This is a genomic window from Neisseria sp. P0022.S010 (assembly GCF_051956635.1).
The window spans coordinates 1-19023 of the sequence record NZ_JBQCXF010000038.1; the positions used below are offsets into that span (position 1 = coordinate 1).

Annotated in this window: 14 protein-coding genes; 8 read left to right on the forward strand and 6 right to left on the reverse strand. The window is 48.1% G+C overall.

Features of this window, described 5'->3' with window-relative positions; translation table 11 throughout:
• From ACTHUT_RS06145 to dapA, 3 genes are all read right to left on the reverse strand, one after another.
• A partial coding sequence (locus tag ACTHUT_RS06145; protein ID WP_440418703.1) for an NGO_0222 family membrane protein occupies positions 1-175 on the reverse strand: 175 nt, incomplete at its 3' end.
• Positions 176-295: 120 nt separating this feature from the next.
• A complete protein-coding gene (gene bamC / locus ACTHUT_RS06150; RefSeq protein ID WP_070585472.1) occupies positions 296-1426 on the reverse strand; it encodes an outer membrane protein assembly factor BamC in 1131 nt (376 codons plus the stop codon).
• 81 nt (positions 1427-1507) lie between these two features.
• Positions 1508-2383, reverse strand: coding sequence for a 4-hydroxy-tetrahydrodipicolinate synthase (gene dapA, locus ACTHUT_RS06155; RefSeq protein ID WP_314552739.1), 876 nt, complete (start codon positions 2381-2383; stop codon positions 1508-1510).
• Positions 2384-2718: 335 nt separating this feature from the next.
• On the opposite strand from dapA, the gene ACTHUT_RS06160 reads away from it, so the two are divergent.
• From ACTHUT_RS06160 to ACTHUT_RS06180, 5 genes are all read left to right on the forward strand, one after another.
• Entirely contained in the window at positions 2719-4110 is a 1392-nt protein-coding gene (locus ACTHUT_RS06160) for a nucleobase:cation symporter-2 family protein (protein WP_315612067.1), read from the forward strand.
• Between the two features lie 116 nt (positions 4111-4226).
• Positions 4227-5369, forward strand: a complete 1143-nt coding sequence (locus tag ACTHUT_RS06165) for a THUMP domain-containing class I SAM-dependent RNA methyltransferase (RefSeq protein WP_440386312.1) — start codon at positions 4227-4229, stop codon at positions 5367-5369.
• Between the two features lie 286 nt (positions 5370-5655).
• Complete coding sequence (nrdG, locus tag ACTHUT_RS06170) at positions 5656-6165, forward strand: anaerobic ribonucleoside-triphosphate reductase activating protein (protein WP_440386313.1); 510 nt, start codon at positions 5656-5658, stop codon at positions 6163-6165.
• Positions 6166-6219: 54 nt separating this feature from the next.
• Positions 6220-8064, forward strand: a complete 1845-nt coding sequence (nrdD, locus tag ACTHUT_RS06175; protein ID WP_440386425.1) for an anaerobic ribonucleoside-triphosphate reductase — start codon at positions 6220-6222, stop codon at positions 8062-8064.
• Positions 8065-8253: 189 nt separating this feature from the next.
• On the forward strand, positions 8254-8631 hold the full coding sequence (locus ACTHUT_RS06180; protein WP_440386314.1) for a DUF5339 family protein: 378 nt from the start codon (positions 8254-8256) through the stop codon (positions 8629-8631).
• Positions 8632-8965: 334 nt separating this feature from the next.
• On the opposite strand, the gene ACTHUT_RS06185 is transcribed toward ACTHUT_RS06180, so the two are convergent.
• The 3 genes from ACTHUT_RS06185 to rfbD all read right to left on the reverse strand — a co-directional run bounded on the left by ACTHUT_RS06185 (position 8966) and on the right by rfbD (position 14515).
• The gene (locus ACTHUT_RS06185; RefSeq protein WP_440386315.1) at positions 8966-10597 is read right to left on the reverse strand and encodes an anti-phage dCTP deaminase; all 1632 of its coding nucleotides are present in this window, start codon (positions 10595-10597) and stop codon (positions 8966-8968) included.
• A 44-nt stretch (positions 10598-10641) separates the two neighbouring features.
• Positions 10642-13500, reverse strand: a complete 2859-nt coding sequence (gene uvrA / locus ACTHUT_RS06190; protein WP_440386316.1) for an excinuclease ABC subunit UvrA — start codon at positions 13498-13500, stop codon at positions 10642-10644.
• A gap of 151 nt (positions 13501-13651) precedes the next feature.
• Complete coding sequence (gene rfbD / locus ACTHUT_RS06195; RefSeq protein ID WP_285069944.1) at positions 13652-14515, reverse strand: dTDP-4-dehydrorhamnose reductase; 864 nt, start codon at positions 14513-14515, stop codon at positions 13652-13654.
• A 444-nt stretch (positions 14516-14959) separates the two neighbouring features.
• Here rfbD and ACTHUT_RS06200 point away from each other — a divergent pair, with 444 nt between their 5' ends.
• From ACTHUT_RS06200 to pnp, 3 genes are all read left to right on the forward strand, one after another.
• The gene (locus ACTHUT_RS06200; RefSeq protein WP_440386317.1) at positions 14960-16414 is read left to right on the forward strand and encodes a calcium-binding protein; all 1455 of its coding nucleotides are present in this window, start codon (positions 14960-14962) and stop codon (positions 16412-16414) included.
• 163 nt (positions 16415-16577) lie between these two features.
• Positions 16578-17441 carry a phosphoribosylaminoimidazolesuccinocarboxamide synthase gene (locus ACTHUT_RS06205; RefSeq protein WP_440386319.1) on the forward strand — a complete coding sequence of 288 codons (864 nt, stop codon included), beginning with the start codon at positions 16578-16580 and terminating at the stop codon, positions 17439-17441.
• A gap of 234 nt (positions 17442-17675) precedes the next feature.
• Positions 17676-19023, forward strand: a 1348-nt coding sequence (gene pnp, locus ACTHUT_RS06210; protein WP_440418702.1) for a polyribonucleotide nucleotidyltransferase, incomplete at its 3' end; no start/stop codon positions are given.

Below are 19023 nucleotides of genomic sequence, written 5' to 3' on the forward strand. Positions count from 1 at the left end.
TGTAAAGGGCAAGGCTGCCGATTTGGGCAAAAACGGCGGCAAAGGCAAACAGAAAGGCGGCAACGGCAAATTGTTTGCTGTGAATGCTCAGAAGATAAGCGCCCAACAGAATCAGTACGATAAACATTAGGGTAAATAGGGCGGTCAGGAGCAGATAGGCTTTTTGTCGGGTCATGGCAGCTTGGGTAAGGGGAAAATGTTTTGATTATAACGTCAGATTGAGAATTTGAAACCATGTCGGATTCGTTAAAAAGGCCGTCTGAATATTTCAGACGGCCTTAAGTTGAATAACGGATTAACGCAATTCTGTGTGCAGGCGGCTCAACAATGTGGAGGCATCGCTGCCTTTGTATGGGCTGCCGTCTTTGTTCAACAGATGGAGGCGTGCGCCATTGTTGATAGGCTCAACATATACGATAATTTCAGGATACGTTTTTGGTGCTTCTGCTTTGCCTTTGCCAAATACGCGTTTGAACAGGCCTGGTTTTTTATTGGCAACTGCTTCGCCTTCGGTTGGGGCTTGTTGAACCAAGAAGGCGCGGCGTTCGGCATTTTGACCGATAACAGTCAGGCCGATGCGGTCGAGCGCAAGGGCGGTACGGCGCCAGTTGCGGCCGTAATCGCCTGCCAGCAGCAGGGTGCCGTTGTCCAAACGGGCCAACTCGGAGGCATTGCTGCGGGCGGCAACGCTTTGGGTCAGGGCCTGTTCGGCTTGTTGGCCGTCAACGCCCAAGTATTGCATAAAGCGCGCGAGGAATGCGGCTTCGAGGTTAGGGTCGCTCTCGCTTGGCTGCCACATGGTGGTGTCTTTTTTACGGTCGGCATAAACTTCTTTCATGCCTTTATGGGCGAAGAAGATGTCGGTCGAACCGTTTTTGCCTTGTTCGATTCGGATGATGAACTTGTCGCGTTCGCTGGTGGAGTAGATGCCGCCCAAGCCGACTTTATCCAACAGGCGGCGCAGGCTGTCTTGAGGGATTTTGGCTCGGTTTTCCGCCCACTCGGTTTCCATTTGGCCGATGGCTGGTTCTTCGGATTTGATGTCGAAACCGTTTTCTTGCCAGAATACTTTCAGCAACGGCCAAATTTCGCGAGGCGATTTGCCATCGACAACCAACCAGCGTTGGTTGCCGTCACGTTCAAGGCGTACGCCTTTAACGGATTTCAAAACTTCTGCATTGGCAGGTTGTTGTACGGCTTGAGTGCGGCGTTTGTTGAAGTCGCTGGCGCGGACGGCACCGCTGCCTGCCGGTAATTGATAGAGGTTGCCTTGGTCCGGGTTATTCAAATCAGGTGGTACTTCCAGTTTGACCAGGCGGTGTGATTGACTTTGATAGTCGAGTTTGGGTTGTTCTTTTTTGCTGCCGGAACAGGCAGTCATGCTAATCAGGGCGAGGGCTACTACGATGGGTTTGATATAGGTCATCTTGTTTTCCTGTGGATGAAGTTCTTAACAGGGAGGCCGTCTGAAAAGGATGTTTTGATTTCAGACGGCCTTATTTCCGGATCAGATTTGTCCTGATTTTTCCAGAGCGGCTCGGACTTTGGCTTGACCGGCTTCGGTCAGTGCTACCAAAGGCAGACGAACATGGGGTTCGCATTTGCCCAATAAGCTCAGGCCCCATTTGGGCGCGGCCGGGCTGGGCTCGCAGAACATGGTGTTATAAATTGGGATAAGTTGCTCGTTTAGACGACGGGCGGTCGCAATATCGCCCTCAAGGGCGGCTCGGCACATGTCGGCAAAGAGTTTCGGTGCAACGTTGGCTGCGACGGTTACTACGCCGTGGCCGCCACACAGCATGAAGGGCAGGCCGGTAGGATCGTCGCCGGATAAAACGGCAAAACCTTCGGGAACGCTGTTGATCAATTCGATGTTACTGCCGATTTTGCCGCTGGCTTCTTTCACGCCGACGATATTCGGAATCTTGGCCAAACGCAAAATAGTGTCGTTGCTCATGCTGACGACGGTGCGGCCGGGAACATTATAGATCACCATCGGAATCGAAGTGGCTTCGGCGATGGCTTTGAAATGCTGGTAAATGCCTTCTTGCGAAGGTTTGTTGTAGTAGGGAACAACAGATAAGGTGTAGTCCGCACCGGCTTGCTCGGCGGCTTTGGAAAGGGCGATGGCTTCGACAGTATTGTTGGCGCCTGTGCCGGCGATAACGGGAATGCGCTTGTTGACGTGTTTGACAGTGGCTTCGATAACGGCCAAATGTTCTTCGACAGGCAGGGTGGCTGACTCGCCGGTGGTACCGACTGCGACGATGCCGTCGGTGCCGTTTTCAATGTGCCAGTCGATTAAGTCATGAAGTTGTTCGTAGTTGATGCTGCCGTCTTGATTCATCGGGGTAATCAGGGCAACCAGACTGCCTTTTAACATACGGAAACCTTTAATTTTATAATGTGGGTGGATTATTCATCGGATTGTAGCTTACTTTGTTGTTTGTGTGAAACATATCCGCTATGAGGCCGGGCCGTTTAATCGTGATTTGTCATTATCTTAATGAATAATACATTTTTAAATCATTAGTTTGTTTGTTTCAAGATGTAAAAATACTGTCAAGGATTAAAATGTGTTAAGGCTGTTTGAGGCCGTCTGAAAATGATCGGGCAAAACTTTCAGACGGCCTGATGATTTTGAATTTGCTGATACATTTTAAATTAGTTAAAATGCGCATCTTAATATTTTTTAACGATTCTTAAGAAAGGGTCATTATGGCCGAAATGACAGATAAACAGGCCGGTTCGCCTGATTTGGTTTACGGTTTGGAAGACAAGCCGCCGTTTGGGAATGCGTTGTTGAGTGCGGTTACGCACCTTTTGGCTATTTTTGTCCCGATGATTACGCCGGCGCTGATTGTCGGCGGGGCGTTGGAGCTGCCGGTTGAAATGACGGCTTATTTGGTGTCGATGGCGATGGTGGCTTCCGGTGTCGGTACTTATTTACAGGTCAACCGTTTCGGGCCGGTCGGTTCGGGCATGTTGTCGATTCAGTCGGTCAATTTCTCTTTTGTAACCGTGATGATTGCGCTCGGTGCCGGCATGAAAGAGGGCGGCTTGACTGAAGATGCGATGATTTCAACGCTTTTGGGCGTATCATTTGTCGGCGCGTTTTTGGTGTGCTTCTCCGCTTGGCTTTTGCCTTATCTGAAAAAAGTGATTACGCCGACTGTAAGCGGCGTGGTCGTGATGTTGATCGGCTTGAGCTTGGTGCATGTCGGCATTACCGATTTCGGCGGTGGCTTTGGTGCGAAAGCAGACGGTACGTTCGGCTCGATGGAAAACTTGGGTCTGGCATCGCTGGTGTTGTTGATTGTTTTGGTTTTCAACTGCTTGAAAAATCCGTTGCTGCGCATGAGCGGCATCGCGGTGGGTTTGATTGTCGGTTATATTGTTGCGCTGTTTTTGGGCAAAGTGGATTTTTCCGCCCTGCAAAATCTGCCGCTGATTACCCTGCCGGTTCCGTTTAAATATGGCTTTGCATTTGATTGGCACGCATTTATCGTTGCCGGTGCGATTTTCCTGTTGAGTGTATTTGAAGCAGTGGGTGATTTGACGGCGACTGCGATGGTCTCCGAGCAGCCGATTGAGGGTGAGGAATATACCAAACGTCTGCGCGGCGGTGTGTTGGCGGATGGTTTGGTGTCTGTGATTGCGACTGCGTTAGGCTCTTTGCCTTTGACCACTTTTGCGCAAAACAACGGCGTGATTCAAATGACCGGCGTGGCTTCGCGCCATGTGGGCAAATATATTGCGGCGATTTTGGTATTGTTGGGCTTGTTCCCCGTTATCGGGCGCGCGTTTACCACGATTCCGAGTCCGGTTTTGGGTGGTGCGATGGTGTTGATGTTTGGCCTGATTGCGATTGCCGGCGTGCGGATTTTGGTCAGCCACGGCATTCGCCGTCGTGAAGCGGTTATCGCGGCGACTTCTGTCGGTTTGGGTTTGGGCGTGGCGTTTGAGCCGGAAGTGTTCAAAAACTTGCCGGTATTGTTCCAAAACTCAATTTCCGCAGGCGGTATTATGGCGGTATTGTTGAACCTGGTTTTGCCGGAAGATAAAACCGATAAAGCGGTTAAGGTCGAAACCGATAGTTTGGATCACTAAGCAAGCCTTATTCAAAGGCCGTCTGAAGTTTCAGACGGCCTTTGGTTTTTCGGCTATAATATTGTTTTTATTTGTTATCCGAGTGGTTCGGATAGCCCTACCCGGAAAGGTTTTATATGACGGTTTATTCACTTTTTATCACTTGTCCTCGCGGTTTGGAAGCGCCTTTGACGCAGGAACTCGAAAGCATGGCATGTCAGGATATCCGCGCTGTTGACGGCGGTGTCGCATGTAAAGGCACGATGGAGCAGGTGTACCGCATCAACCTGCATTCGCGCGTTGCTAGCCGTGTTTTGCTGCGCTTGACCAAAGGCGGTTATCGCAACGAACACGATATCTACAAACTGGCACGAAATCTGCATTGGACAGGTTGGTTTAAGCTGGAGCAGACCTTTAAAGTCAAAGTCGAAGGCAAGCGCGCCAATGTGAAAAGCTTGGATTTTGTCGGTTTGAAAATCAAAGATGCCGTCTGCGATGCCTTCCGCGATATTTATGATGCGCGTCCGAGCGTGGGCAAAATCAACCCCGATATCCGCATTCATGCTTTCATCGATGAGCGCAATGTGGAAATCTTTATCGATACTTCCGGCGAAGCACTCTTTAAACGCGGCTATCGTCAGGATACCGGTGAAGCGCCATTGAGAGAGAACTTAGCGGCAGGTTTGCTGCTTTTGGCAGGCTATGACGGTACGCAGCCTTTCCAAGACCCGTTTTGCGGCAGCGGTACGATTGCCATTGAGGCTGCATGGATTGCGACACACCGTGCGCCGGGTTTGATGCGCCGTTTCGGTTTTGAAAAACTGCAAAACTTCGACAAAGAAAAATGGCAAGCGTTGCGCCATGAGGCTGAAAAACAAATCAAACCGGCCGCCGCGCCCATTTCCGGCAGCGACAACGACCGTTATATGATCCGCGCCGCATTGGCCAATGCCCAAGCCGCCGAAGTGGATAATTTCATCCGCTTTGACGTGCAAGATGCACAAGCCGCGCGCCCAAACGGCGAACACGGCATTATGATTTCCAATCCGCCTTATGGCGTGCGCCTTGCGGAGGTTCAAGCTTTGCAGGCTTTATATCCGCAACTCGGTACATGGTTGAAACAATATTACGCCGGCTGGCTGGTAGGAATGTTTACCGGCGATCGCGATATGCCGAAATTTATGCGCCTTTCTCCGAAGCGGAAAATTCCTTTGTTTAACGGTAATTTGGATTGCCGATTGTTTTTGATGGATATGGTGAAAGGTTCGAATCGGGGGTAAAACCTGAAATTAAGGCCGTCTGAAAGATGATTTCAGACGGCCTTTTTTGATTTGTTAAAACCGTCTTTGTTATAACGGAGTTTGCTTTTCTTTTTTATATTAATGCACTGAAATTGTTTTCAGACGGCCTTTATCGAGGGAGCCGTGTAGATGTAATTATTGAAATTTACAATCTATCAAATTATAAAAACCTATTACAAAATAAAGATGGATTGTTAAATAAAATACCATATCTAGTGGTATTGTGTTTTAATGCACACCATATCTTGTGTTTTATGGCATTGCAATGAGCGGTTTGAAATTCACAATCGAGCAAATTGTATGGCAGGAAGTGCCGGGTGAAGTGTCGCTGGCGTTTCTGTTTTCCGGTTGTCCGCTGCGTTGCAAAGGCTGTCATAGTGCCGATACATGGAAAGAGGGCATCGGCACGGAATTGACCGAGGATTATTTAAAAGGCCGTCTGAAACGCTATCGCGGGTTGATTACATGCGTGTTGTTTATGGGCGGAGAATGGCAGCCGGAAGCCTTGCAGAAAATGCTGGCCATCGTGACGCAGGCGGGTTTGAAAGCCTGTTTGTACACCGGCCTGGAGCGTGAAGAGCTGGAGGCAGTTTCAGACGGCATCCTGCCTTATCTGACGTATCTGAAAATCGGCCGCTGGCAGATGGAGTTGGGCGGTTTGGACAGTCCGGCCACCAATCAGAAGTTTATCAATTTGCACACGGGCGAAGTGTTGAACCGCTTGTTTATCAAAGACAAACCTGTGCCTAAGGTTTTTCCAGTGGCTTCAATTTAGCCCGGTGCTGTATTGCACTGATTTAAATTGAATTTATTGTATTCGCTGACAGCGATGTTTCAGACGGCCCAACCGTCATTGTTTAATAAATCAACCAAACCATACAGGAGAATTAACATGATTCGGCTGCATCCCGAACAGTTAAACGGAAAACTACAATTCATGCGCGACTACATCAGCGCGCAAAACGCGGCGGACGGCTCGAAAATGGACGCCAATGCCAACGTAACGCAAAAAAACATCGCTACGATGGAAGCGGAAATCATGAAAGACTTTTTCGTGCAGATTAACCGCGCCCAAGTGTCGCGCAAAATCGCCGAAATTTTCGACCAATCCGTTGCCGACGAATACATCCGCCAGATTGAGGCACATGATATTTATGTGCACGACGAAACCAGCCTCAAGCCTTATTGTGTGTCGGTGACGCTGTATCCCTTCCTGCTCGACGGCTTAAGCAAACTCGGTGGCGAATCCAAAGCGCCGCAGCATCTGGCTTCGTTTTGCGGTTCGTTTATCAACCTTGTGTTTGCCATCAGCGCGCAGTTTGCCGGTGCGGTGGCGACGGTGGAATTTCTGACCTATTTCGACTACTTCGCCCGCAAAGACTACGGCGACGATTATTTGGAAACCCATGCCAAAGAAATTGCCAACCATATGCAGCAGGTGGTGTACAGCATCAATCAGCCTGCCGCCGCACGCGGTTATCAGAGCGTATTCTGGAATATTTCCGTTTACGATCAATACTATTTTGACGCGATGTTCGGCGATTTCGTCTTCCCCGATTTCAGCAAACCGGTGTGGACGAGCGTGGCGAAGCTGCAAAACTTCTTCCTCAAATGGTTCAATCAGGAGCGCAGCAAAGCCGTTTTGACTTTCCCTGTCGTTACCGCTGCGATGCTGACCGATGGCGGCAAATGCAAAGACACCGTGTTTGCCGACGAAATGGCGAAAGAGTTGGCGGAAGGCAATTCCTTCTTCGTCTATCTTTCCGACAACCCCGACTCCTTGGCTTCCTGCTGCCGTCTGCGTAACGCCATCGAAGACCGCACCTTCAGCTACACCCTTGGCGCGGGCGGTGTGGCGACCGGTTCCATCAACGTCATCACCATCAACATGAACCGACTGGAGCAAGACGGGCGCGACCTTGCCGCCGAAGTGGCCAAAATCCACAAATACCAATACGCCTACCGCAAACTGATGGAAGAATACCAAGCCGCCGGAATGCTGCCCGTTTACGATGCAGGCTTCATCACGCTGGACAAACAGTTCCTTACCATCGGCATCAACGGTATGGCGGAAGCCGCCGAATCGCAAGGCATCAAAGTCGGCTACAACGACGACTACATCAACTTCGTCCAAGGTCGTCTGAAAACCATATTCGAAGTCAACCAAGCCGCCAGCAAACATTACGGCGTGAAATTCAACACCGAGTTCGTCCCCGCCGAAAACCTCGGCGTGAAAAACGCCAAATGGGACAAAGCCGACGGCTACAAAGTCAGCCGCGACTGCTACAACTCCTATTTCTACGTCGTCGAAGACGAAGAAATCAACGCGCTCGACAAATTCCTGCTGCACGGCAAAGAACTGGTGGACTGGCTCGACGGCGGCTCCGCACTGCACCTGAACCTCGACGAAGCCCTGCCCGAATCCGGCTACCGCTCGCTCTTGGACATCGCCGCGCAAACCGGCTGCAACTACTTCTGCGTGAACGTGCGCATCACCATCTGCAACGAATGCGGTCACATCGACAAACGCACCCTGCACGCCTGTTCTGCCTGCGGTAGCCACGACATCGACTACGGCACCCGAGTGATCGGCTATCTGAAACGCGTATCCGCATTCAGTAGCGGACGGCGCAAAGAGCACGCACTCAGGCATTATCACCGTAAAGCGGCGTAATCATTGAAAAAAGGATTCCTTACAAAAGCAAAGGCCGTCTGAAATTTCAGACGGCCTTTAGGATGTTTGGATAGACTGATTCTTTCAACTGCATGATTTTAATTAAATTAAACAACAATGATTGACATTTTAATATAATGAATTAACATATTCCTTCCTTTAACCTAAATTCAAAAAAAGCGAGAGCACATGAAAACATCAGCTTTATTGGCAGCCCTGTCCCTGTCAGCATGCGGCGGCGGTTCAGGCTCATCTTCTTCTGCCGTTTGTGACGAGTACGAAAAAGCATTTGCCGAAGCAACTAAAGACGTAGATGCAGCAACCAAAGACATGATGCAAAAATCTTTTGAACAAACCAAAGAAGCCCTGAAAAACCTGCCTGCAGACCAACGCGATGCAACTTGTAAAACTTCTTTGGACGCTTTGAAAGGCGTACCTGCTGCAGAAACGCCTGAAGAAAAAGCCGAAGAAGCCAAAGAAGCTGCTGAAGAGGCTAAAGAAGACGCAAAAGACGCAGCAGAAGATGCCAAAGAAGCTGCTGAAGACGCTAAAGAAGAAGCTAAATAATACGGCTAAGCTTTATAGAAAAACGGATTCCAATAATTTGGAATCCGTTTTTTGTTTTATGAATTAAAATGGTTGTTTTTGAACAAAGAATTATTGCTTTCAGACGGCCATCTTTAATGCCGTCTGAAAGTGTTAGTTTAAACTAAGTTGAAATTTACAACAGCAAATCGTCAATTAAGCAACCGCGTGCGCACCCTACACGTTGATTTTGAAGTTCCGTTTAATTCACAGGTCGGGTATGTGGCGCAACCACGCACGCGGTCGGTTAGATATGCAGGCTACGGCTTGCTCTTCAGTAATAACTTAAGATTCAATTAATGCACTTAGTTCATCTTTAATAAGGGATTAATGGTGAATATAATTTATGAAATGCACGCCCAATTGCTCCTGTAAACAAAACTAATTCGGGATCATTACTTCCACTTTGTAAAATATGTGTTGCAGAAATTCCTGGGTATGGATCTATATAGTAGATGCGTTTAATACCTAATTGATATGCCTTCTTTGCACATAACTCACAAGGGCTAGCTGTTGTAAATAAAAAGCCATTTTGAATCCCATTTCCACCGTATTTTGACAATTGTAAAAAAGCATTTTCTTCTGCATGCAATGCTCTAGTATGAACTTGGTTCTTATCTCCTTTTATTTTGTTATATTCGGATTTAAAACAAAATGAAGTATTTCTAGACTGTTTTATTGCGATATATTTTTCATTTCCTTTTTTTATATGTTCAATAAAAGTTTTATCATTTCGTTCAAAATATGTAAATGCTTTACTATCATTACCATCCACTAAATCAAATCTATTTCTCAAGTTACAAGAAACTTGTCCTTCTGGAACATCATTCCAACCAATAGCTTTAATTGAAAAATTTGAGTCCGTTATTGCAGCACCAACTTGTCTTGATAAGCACCCAGAATTTAATTTTGCTGTGTAAGCTATCTGCATACATCTTTCAATTGATGTTGGATTTACAATACCTGGATATTTCATTAGGGTAGTAAATTTAATTAATTGATTTGATAAAGCAATAAATTGGGTAACTTCGTCCGATGCATTTTTATTGTTTATATATAGGTCCGCTCTTTGTAAACATGCCTGAATATCTTGTGTGGTGTAAGTTTCATCATGGTCTAAGTCATGTGAGCTATATTCTTTTTCATCAATAGTTTCTATTTCTTTATCATTTATACCTAAGTTTCTAAGCCTTTGTTTACGCTCTTCATCATTACAGGTTATTGCTAATAAATAAAAAGAAGCGTACCTTTCTTGAAAAAAGAAGGCTTCCAATGGATTTCTAATAGCATCAATTACAATGAATGTAGGTTGTTGTTTATTTTTATGGTATTCCCTTATATCTTTTATAATTGAATTAATTCTTTCTGCTAGTTTAAAAAAATTGCCTTCTTCCATCGTGCTTTTAACAGGACTCCCAGATTTACGGATATTATCCCCAATTTCTTGAAATAATGCAGTAAATTCAATTCCAAGCGAATCTTTTAAATTTTTACTTTCATTTGGTAAATAGTTATCGTAGAAATTTATTAGACCTTCATTAGTAGATTCTAGATTTTCAAATTCCTTATTAATTTTTTCTAAAATGGAATTTAAATCTTCAATTTTTTCTGGTTTTAATTTGTGTTTTTGAATGAAATTTTCATATTCGCTTGCCGTTTCATTTTTTGATTCGGCAAGCATTAATGTAATAATAGATCTAACTTGTATTAGCAAAAATGGTTTCCAACTTCCTTTAAATCTATTAAAAATAATTTTTTCTACACGATGTTCATTATTTTCAGGATGACTACCCTGAAAAAGAGAATGTTTTAAATCTTCTTCTTTAGAATTTAATATATTAGCAACAGTAGAACAACCACTTCCCGTTCTGCCTGTAACTCCAATTAAAATAAAATCATCATCAGATCCATATAGTTTCTCAATAGAATTTTTGGTGTATTTACTCATGATATATTTTCTCGAAAAAATAAAAATTATTTAAATAATATCAATTATTCTTGAATATTGACAATTACCTTCAAATACTTCCCAGTATAACTCCCCTTAACCTTCGCCACTTCCTCAGGGCTACCTGAAGCAATAATCCTGCCCCCCCCATCGCCGCCTTCCGGCCCCAAATCCACAATCCAATCCGCGGTTTTAATCACATCAAGATTATGCTCGATAATCACAATCGAGTTGCCTTTGCCTTTCAGACGGCCTATTACTTCCAACAGCAAGGCGATGTCGGCGAAATGTAACCCCGTTGTCGGTTCGTCCAATATATATAAGGTGCGCCCTGTGTCGCGTTTTGAGAGCTCCAAGGCGAGTTTGACGCGCTGGGCTTCGCCGCCGGAGAGGGTGGTGGCGGATTGGCCGAGGCGGATGTAGCCGAGGCCTACGTCCATCAGGGTTTGCAGCTTGCGCGATACGGTGGGGACGGCGTCGAAAAATTCGCGGGCTTCTTCGACGGTCATGTCGAGGACTTGGCTGATGTTTTTGCCTTTGTATTGGATTTCGAGCGTTTCGCGGTTGTAGCGTTTGCCGTGGCAGACTTCGCAGGGGACGTACACGTCGGGCAGGAAGTGCATTTCGACTTTGATTACGCCGTCGCCTTGGCAGGCTTCGCAGCGGCCGCCTTTGACGTTGAAGGAGAATCTGCCGACGTTGTAGCCGCGTTCGCGTGAGAGGGGGACACCGGCGAAGAGTTCGCGGATGGGGGTGAACAGGCCGGTGTAGGTGGCGGGGTTGGAGCGCGGGGTGCGGCCGATGGGGGATTGGTCGACGTTGATGACTTTGTCGAGGTGTTCGAGGCCGTGGATGTCGTCGTATGGGGCGGGTTCTTCTTGGGCGCGGTTGAGTTCGCGGGCAGTGATTTTGGCGAGGGTGTCGTTAATCAGAGTGGATTTGCCGCTGCCGGATACGCCGGTGATGCAGGTAATTAAACCGAGCGGCAGTTCGAGGGTAACGTTTTTAAGGTTGTTGCCGCGCGCGCCTTTGAGGACGAGCATTCGGTCGGGATTGACGGGCGTGCGTTCAGACGGCACGGTAATGGATTTTTTGCCGCTGAGGTATTGTCCGGTAATGGATTTTTCGTATTTGGCGACGTTTTCGGGCGTGTCGGCAATCAGTACGTTGCCGCCGTGTTCGCCCGCACCGGGGCCCATATCGACGACGAAATCGGCTTCGCGGATGGCGTCTTCGTCATGTTCGACCACAATCACGCTGTTGCCCAAATCGCGCAGGCGTTTGAGGGTGGCGAGCAGGCGGTCATTGTCGCGCTGGTGCAGGCCGATGGAGGGTTCGTCCAAAACGTACATCACGCCGGTCAGGCCGCTGCCGATTTGGCTGGCGAGGCGGATGCGCTGGGCTTCGCCGCCGGAGAGGGTTTCGGCGGAGCGGGAGAGATTCAGGTAATCCAGCCCGACATTAATCAGGAAGCCGAGCCGTTCGGTGATTTCTTTGAGGATTTTTTCAGCGATTTGTTTTTTGTTGCCGTCCAAATCCAGCGTTTCAAAGAATTGGTGGGTTTTGGTCAGTGGCCAGGCGGAGACTTCGTGCAAAGGTTCGCCGCTGACGTAAACGTAGCGCGCTTCTTTGCGCAAACGTGCGCCGCCGCAGCTCGGGCAGGCGCGGTGGTTTTGGTATTCGCGTAATTTTTCGCGCACGGTTTCGCTGTCGGTTTCGCGGTAGCGGCGTTCGAGATTGGGGATGATGCCTTCAAAGGCGTGGCTGCGGTTGAAGGTGGTGCCGCGTTCGGACAGGTAGGTGAAGTCGATGACTTCTTTGCCCGAACCGTGCAACACGACTTTTTTGACTTTTTCCGGTAGGCTTTCCCAAGCGGCGTCGACATCAAATTTATAATGTTGCGCCAGCGATTGAATCATTTGGAAATAGAATTGGTTGCGTTTGTCCCAGCCGTCAATCGCGCCTGCTGCTAAGGATAATTCGGGATGGGCGACCACTTTTTCGGGGTCGAAAAAGTTGGTGTTGCCCAAGCCGTCGCAAGTCGGGCAGGAACCCATCGGGTTGTTGAACGAAAACAGGCGGGGCTCTAATTCGGGCAGGCTGTACGAACACAGGGGGCAGGCGAAACGCGCGGAAAACCAATGTTCTTCGCCGCTGTCCATTTCCATTGCCAGCGCACGTTCGTTGCCGTGGCGCAGCGCGGTTTCAAAGCTTTCCGCCAGCCGTTGTTTGATGTCGGCCTTCACTTTCACGCGGTCAATGACCACGTCGATATTGTGTTTGATGTTTTTTTCCAGCTTCGGTACTTCGTCGAGCTGATAGACCTCGCCGTCCACGCGTACACGCGCAAAGCCCTGAGCCTGCAAGTCGGCAAAGAAATCGACAAACTCGCCCTTACGCTCGCGCACAGCCGGCGCAAGAATCATCACGCGCGTGTCTTCCGGCAGCTTCAACACGGCATCGACCATCTGCGACACGGTTTGGCTTGACAGCGGCAGATTGTGTTCGGGGCAATACGGCGTGCCGACGCGTGCGTACAAAAGGCGCAGATAGTCGTGAATTTCCGTTACTGTGCCGACGGTGGAACGCGGATTATGGCTGGTGGATTTCTGCTCGATGGAAATCGCAGGCGACAGGCCTTCGATCAAATCGACGTCGGGTTTGTCCATCATCTGCAAAAACTGACGGGCATAGGCGGAAAGGCTCTCAACATAACGGCGTTGGCCTTCGGCATATAAAGTATCAAATGCCAGCGACGATTTGCCGCTGCCTGACAATCCTGTTACCACCACGAGCTTGTGGCGCGGAATGTCCAAATCGACGTTTTTTAAATTATGTGTACGCGCGCCGCGGATGCGGATGGTGTCATTATCGTGTGAATGTTTGGGATGATGGTTGCACATATTGTCAGGCCGTCTGAAAAATAAAATAAACGGCTATTGTAGCACTTTTCAAATGTCAGACTGGATAGATAAAGCATTTGATATAAAAGAAACAAAGAGGCCGTCTGAAAATATGTTTTCAGACGGCCTTTGATATAGATGGATCAGCTTATCAGTCGATTTTGCGGAGAATTTCGCGCAGAGCTTTTTGCCAGTCGGACGGTTTGATACCAAACTCGGTCTCTAGGCGTGAGCAATCCATAATGCTGTATGCCGGACGCGGAGCGGGCAGGGGATATTGTTCAGTGGTGATCGCGTTCAGTTCCGGAATGCGAAAGCTGTCGTCTAATTGGTGGGCCGTCTGAAAGATGGCTTTGGTAAATTCGTACCATGTTGCCGACTTATTGCCACAGTAATGGAAGATACCGCGTGGGGAGGTGGGCTGTTGCAATAAACTGATGATGGCATGAGCCAAGTCGCCTGCATAAGTCGGGCAACCGGTTTGGTCGTGGACAATGGAGAGGGAGTCACGTTCTTTGGCAAGGCGCAGCATGGTTTTGACGAAATTGCTGCCGTATTCGCTAAACAGCCATGAAGTACGGACGATTGTACTTTCCGGATGCGCGGCTAAAGCCAAAAGCTCGCCTGCTACTTTGGATTGACCGTAAGTACTGCGCGGATTGGTATAGTCGGTTTCGCGGTAAGGGCGTTTGCCTTCGCCGTCGAATACATAATCAGTGGAAATATGGATAAAGCGGGCGTGTGCGGCGCGGGCAGCTGCGGCCAGGTTGTGAACAGCGGTTGCGTTGACTGCAAAAGCGGCTTCAGCGTTTTCTTCTGCTTTATCGACGGCAGTGTAAGCTGCGGCATTAACGATGGCATCTGGTTGGAAGTTTTTGATCATGTGATGCACGGCTTCGGTATCGGTAATGTCCAGCGAAGTAGAGTCGGTAGCAATCAGTTCCCAATCTTCGGGCAGGCGGTCGCGCAGACAACGGGCAAGCTGGCCTTTGGCTCCGGTCAATAAAGTACGCATGGTTGAGTATCTCCTCTGATAGCTGTTAAATAGGTGTTCGTGTCATTATAGTGTAAATACGACAAATTCACATTATTGGCGTAGAACAAAATGCAGAGGAGGCTGTATTTGGGTAAATCGTCGATATTATCTATTCATAATAATAACCACTTATTGGTATTATGTTTGTTTACTATAACTAGAGTTAAAATTCAGCTTTTAACAAGATAGATAAAGGCTCTATGCTGTTTGAGAGATTGTGAATCAATGTTAATGTTTTTATTGTTGCTAGGATAATGGAATTTAAAAACAGGCGAAACTCAATCCTTTTGTCGGCAAATTCTACCGTTTGATATTTTTGAGTAAATATTTTGAAAAATATTACTAAAATAATAATTGAGCAAGGGCGGATTTGCTCGTTCCGCTAGCTCAATATCTTTATTAACTATTTTGGGAGTAATTATTATGGCATACTGTTACGGGGGGTATTATGCTAGACCCCTGGTTAGTTCTTACTGCGCTCCTGCGCCTAAGGCTTCCTACTCTTCTTACTACTGCGCTCCTGCAGCAAAATCTTCTGTTTCTATCGGCAGCATCGCTAGCATTGCCAGCGTCGGCGTGTCAGTAGTTAATGCGGTAACTGGTTTGGTTTCTGCTATTGCGGCTTTCTGCCCACCGGCAAAAACGCCTAACTACAAATGTGTTCCGGTTTGCCCACCTTACAACTGCGATCCAATCAAACCGATCCCATGTCCAAAACCACAACCTAAACCTCAGCCTAAGCCTCAACCAAAACCTGAGCCTAAACCTGAGCCACAGCCAGAACCGCAACCAGAACCAAAACCACAACCAAAACCTGAGCCTAAGCCAGAACCAAAACCTGAGCCTAAACCAGAACCTAAGCCAGAGCCAAAACCTGAGCCTAAGCCAGAACCAAAACCTGAGCCTAAGCCAGAGCCAGACTGCAAAGACTGTGTTGACGACCATAACCAAAACAACTCATACGGTCACGAAGACAAAAACCCAGGTAATGTCATCAGAGCTGAAGACTGCAAAGACGGCAACGTTATCCGCGGTACTGATGCTAAAGATACCATTTATGGTACTGCTTGCGAAGACATCATCTACGGTGGCAACGGCACAGACGTAATCTACGCTGGTGCTGGTAACGACACCATTTACGGTGATGCCGACGGTGACTCTCTGTACGGTGAAGAAGGTAAAGACTACCTGCAAGGTGGTGCCGGCAACGACTACCTGAACGGTGGTTCCGGTGCGGACATCATGCGCGGTGGCGACGGTAACGACGTTTACTTCGTTGACAATGCCAACGACCAAGTTATCGAGTACGGCAATGCACACGCCGGTATCGATACTGTTCGTACCGTTATCGACTACACCTTGACCGATCACGTTGAAAACCTGATTTTGCAAGGTATGCAAAACCTGAACGGTACCGGTAACTCTTTGAACAACAACATTGAAGGCAACGGCGGCGACAACCATCTGTACGGTTTGGCCGGCGACGACTGCCTGGTGGGTAAAGACGGTAACGACTACCTCGACGGCGGTGTCGGCAACGACATCCTGATCGGCGGTACCGGTAACGATACTTACTTCTTCGACAAAGGTTACGGTCACGACACTATCCGTGAAGAAAGCGGTAATGACACCTTGTTGTTCGGTAAAGGCGTTGCAGCTTCTGACGTATTGCTGAGCAAATCAGGTGCTAACTTGACTGTTTCTGTCGGTACTAACGACAGCATCACCATCGATGACTGGTTCACCGGTAACGATCACAAAGTTGAAAACTTCAAGTTTGCTGACGGTAGCACTTACCAAGTAACCGGCCACGGCGACTACTACTCTCTGTCTGCTGTGAACCAAATCCAAGATCAGACTCAGGCTCCTGCCATCTGATAGGATGATGGTTTTTAGGGTTTGTCCCTAAAATCAAAGGCTAAGGCCGTCTGAAACCGAGCTATAAGGTTTCAGACGGCCTTTATTTTGTAAACAATCTGACGAAAGATGCTAAATTGGGCTAAAATACCAAATTCTTCTGTTTACCAAAGAGATACCCGAAATGTCTGAAATCAGCTTGAAAAAAATCTACTCCGGCAAAGTCCGCGATTTGTACGAAATTGACGATAAACGTATGTTGATGGTTGCTTCCGACCGTCTGTCTGCATTCGATGTGATTTTGGATGATCCGATTCCGGGTAAAGGGGAGATTCTGGCGCAGATTTCCAATTTTTGGTTTAAAAAACTGGCTCATATCATGCCTAACCATTTTACCGGCCAAACGGTTTACGATGTTTTGCCTGAAAACGAAGCTAAAGCTTTGGAGAAACGCGCCGTCGTGGCTAAAAAACTCACTCCGGTGAAAGTGGAGGCTATTGTGCGCGGTTATCTGGCAGGTAGCGGTTGGAAAGATTATCAAAAAACCGGTTCTGTCTGCGGTATTCAACTGCCTGAAGGTATGCAGGAAGCGCAGCAGTTGCCCGAAGTAATTTTTACGCCGTCGACCAAAGCCGCAGTCGGCGATCATGATGAAAACATCAGCTTTGAAGAATGCGAACGCATCATCGGCAAAGAGCTGGCGGCGGAAGTACGCGCCAAGGCGATTCAGCTTTATACGGAAGCGGCCGAATATGCCAAATCTCGCGGTATCATTATTTGCGACACCAAGTTTGAGTTTGGTTTGGATGAAGAAGGTACTCTGACTTTGATGGACGAAGTGTTGACGCCTGACTCCAGCCGTTTTTGGCCTGCCGATCAATACAAAGTCGGAACCAATCCCCCATCTTTTGACAAACAGTTTGTCCGCGACTGGCTGGAGCAAAGCGGTTGGAACAAAAAAGCGCCTGCGCCTAAAGTGCCTGCCGATGTGATTCAGAAAACAGTCGAAAAATATCAGGAAGCATTGACTTTGCTGACTCAGGATTGATTTTGAAGACCGAAGGCCGTCTGAAAGAGATATGTTTCAGACGGCCTTTTTATTGTATCAATACTGGATTTTAAGGATGGTTGCCTTTATAATCCGCAATTGTTTTCAGCGTCCGAAAAGGCCGTCTGAAAGCTTGTTTATAACCTGCCGCACGGTCTGAAACCCTAACTATGCACATTCGGATTTTAGTGTGCATTATTAGTGTTTTAGCAGTGCGGTATTTTGAAAGGAACAATGATGTTCAATAAACACGTTAAGACCTTCCAATACGGTAATCAAACCGTTACTTTGGAAACCGGCGAAATTGCCCGCCAAGCCGCCGCTGCCGTTAAAGTATCCATGGGCGATACCGTTGTTTTGGTTGCCGTGACTACCAACAAAGAAGTGAAAGAAGGCCAAGACTTCTTCCCTCTGACTGTCGATTACCTCGAGCGTACTTACGCAGCAGGTAAAATCCCCGGCGGTTTCTTCAAACGCGAAGGCAAACAAAGCGAAAAAGAAATCCTGACCAGCCGTCTGATCGACCGTCCGATTCGTCCTCTCTTCCCTGAAGGTTTCTACCACGACATCCAAATCGTAGCGATGGTGGTGTCTGTTGACCCTGAAATTGATTCTGACATTCCTGCAATGTTGGGCGCATCTGCCGCGCTGGTGTTGAGCGGTGTACCGTTTGCCGGTCCGATTGGTGCTGCACGCGTGGGTTATGTAAACGGCGTGTACGTTTTGAACCCGACTAAAGCCGAATTGGCTAAATCACAATTAGACTTGGTGGTTGCCGGTACTTCCAAAGCCGTGTTGATGGTGGAATCCGAAGCTGACATCTTGTCTGAAGAAGTGATGTTGGGTGCGGTTGTTTACGGTCACGATCAAATGCAAGTGGCCATTAACGCCATCAATGAGTTTGCCGACGAAGTCAACCCAGAAGTTTGGGATTGGAAAGCACCTGAAACCAATGAAGAATTGGTGGCCAAAGTACGCGAAATTGCCGGTGAAACCATTAAAGAAGCATTCAAAATCCGTCAAAAACAAGCGCGTTCTGCCAAATTGGACGAAGCTTGGAATGCGGTAAAAGAAGCGTTAATTACTGAAGAAACCGACACGCTGGCAGCCAACGAAATCAAAGGCATTTTCAAACACTTGGAAGCCGATGTCGTCCGCAGCCAAATTTTGGACGGCCAACCGCGCATCGACGGTCGCGACACCCGCACCGTCCGTCCGTTGAACATTCAAACCGGCGTATTGCCGCGCACGCACGGTTCAGCACTGTTTACCCGTGGCGAAACCCAAGCTTTGGCAGTTGCAACTTTGGGTACTTCACGCGACGAACAAATCATTGATGCACTGTCTGGCGAATACACCGACCGCTTCATGCTGCACTACAACTTCCCGCCATACTCTACCGGCGAAGTGGGTCGCGTAGGCGCGCCAAAACGTCGTGAAATCGGTCACGGCCGTTTGGCTAAACGTGCGTTGTTGGCCGTATTGCCAGAACCTGAAGATTTCAGCTACACCATGCGCGTGGTTTCTGAAATTACCGAATCCAACGGCTCTTCCTCTATGGCTTCCGTCTGCGGCGGCTGCT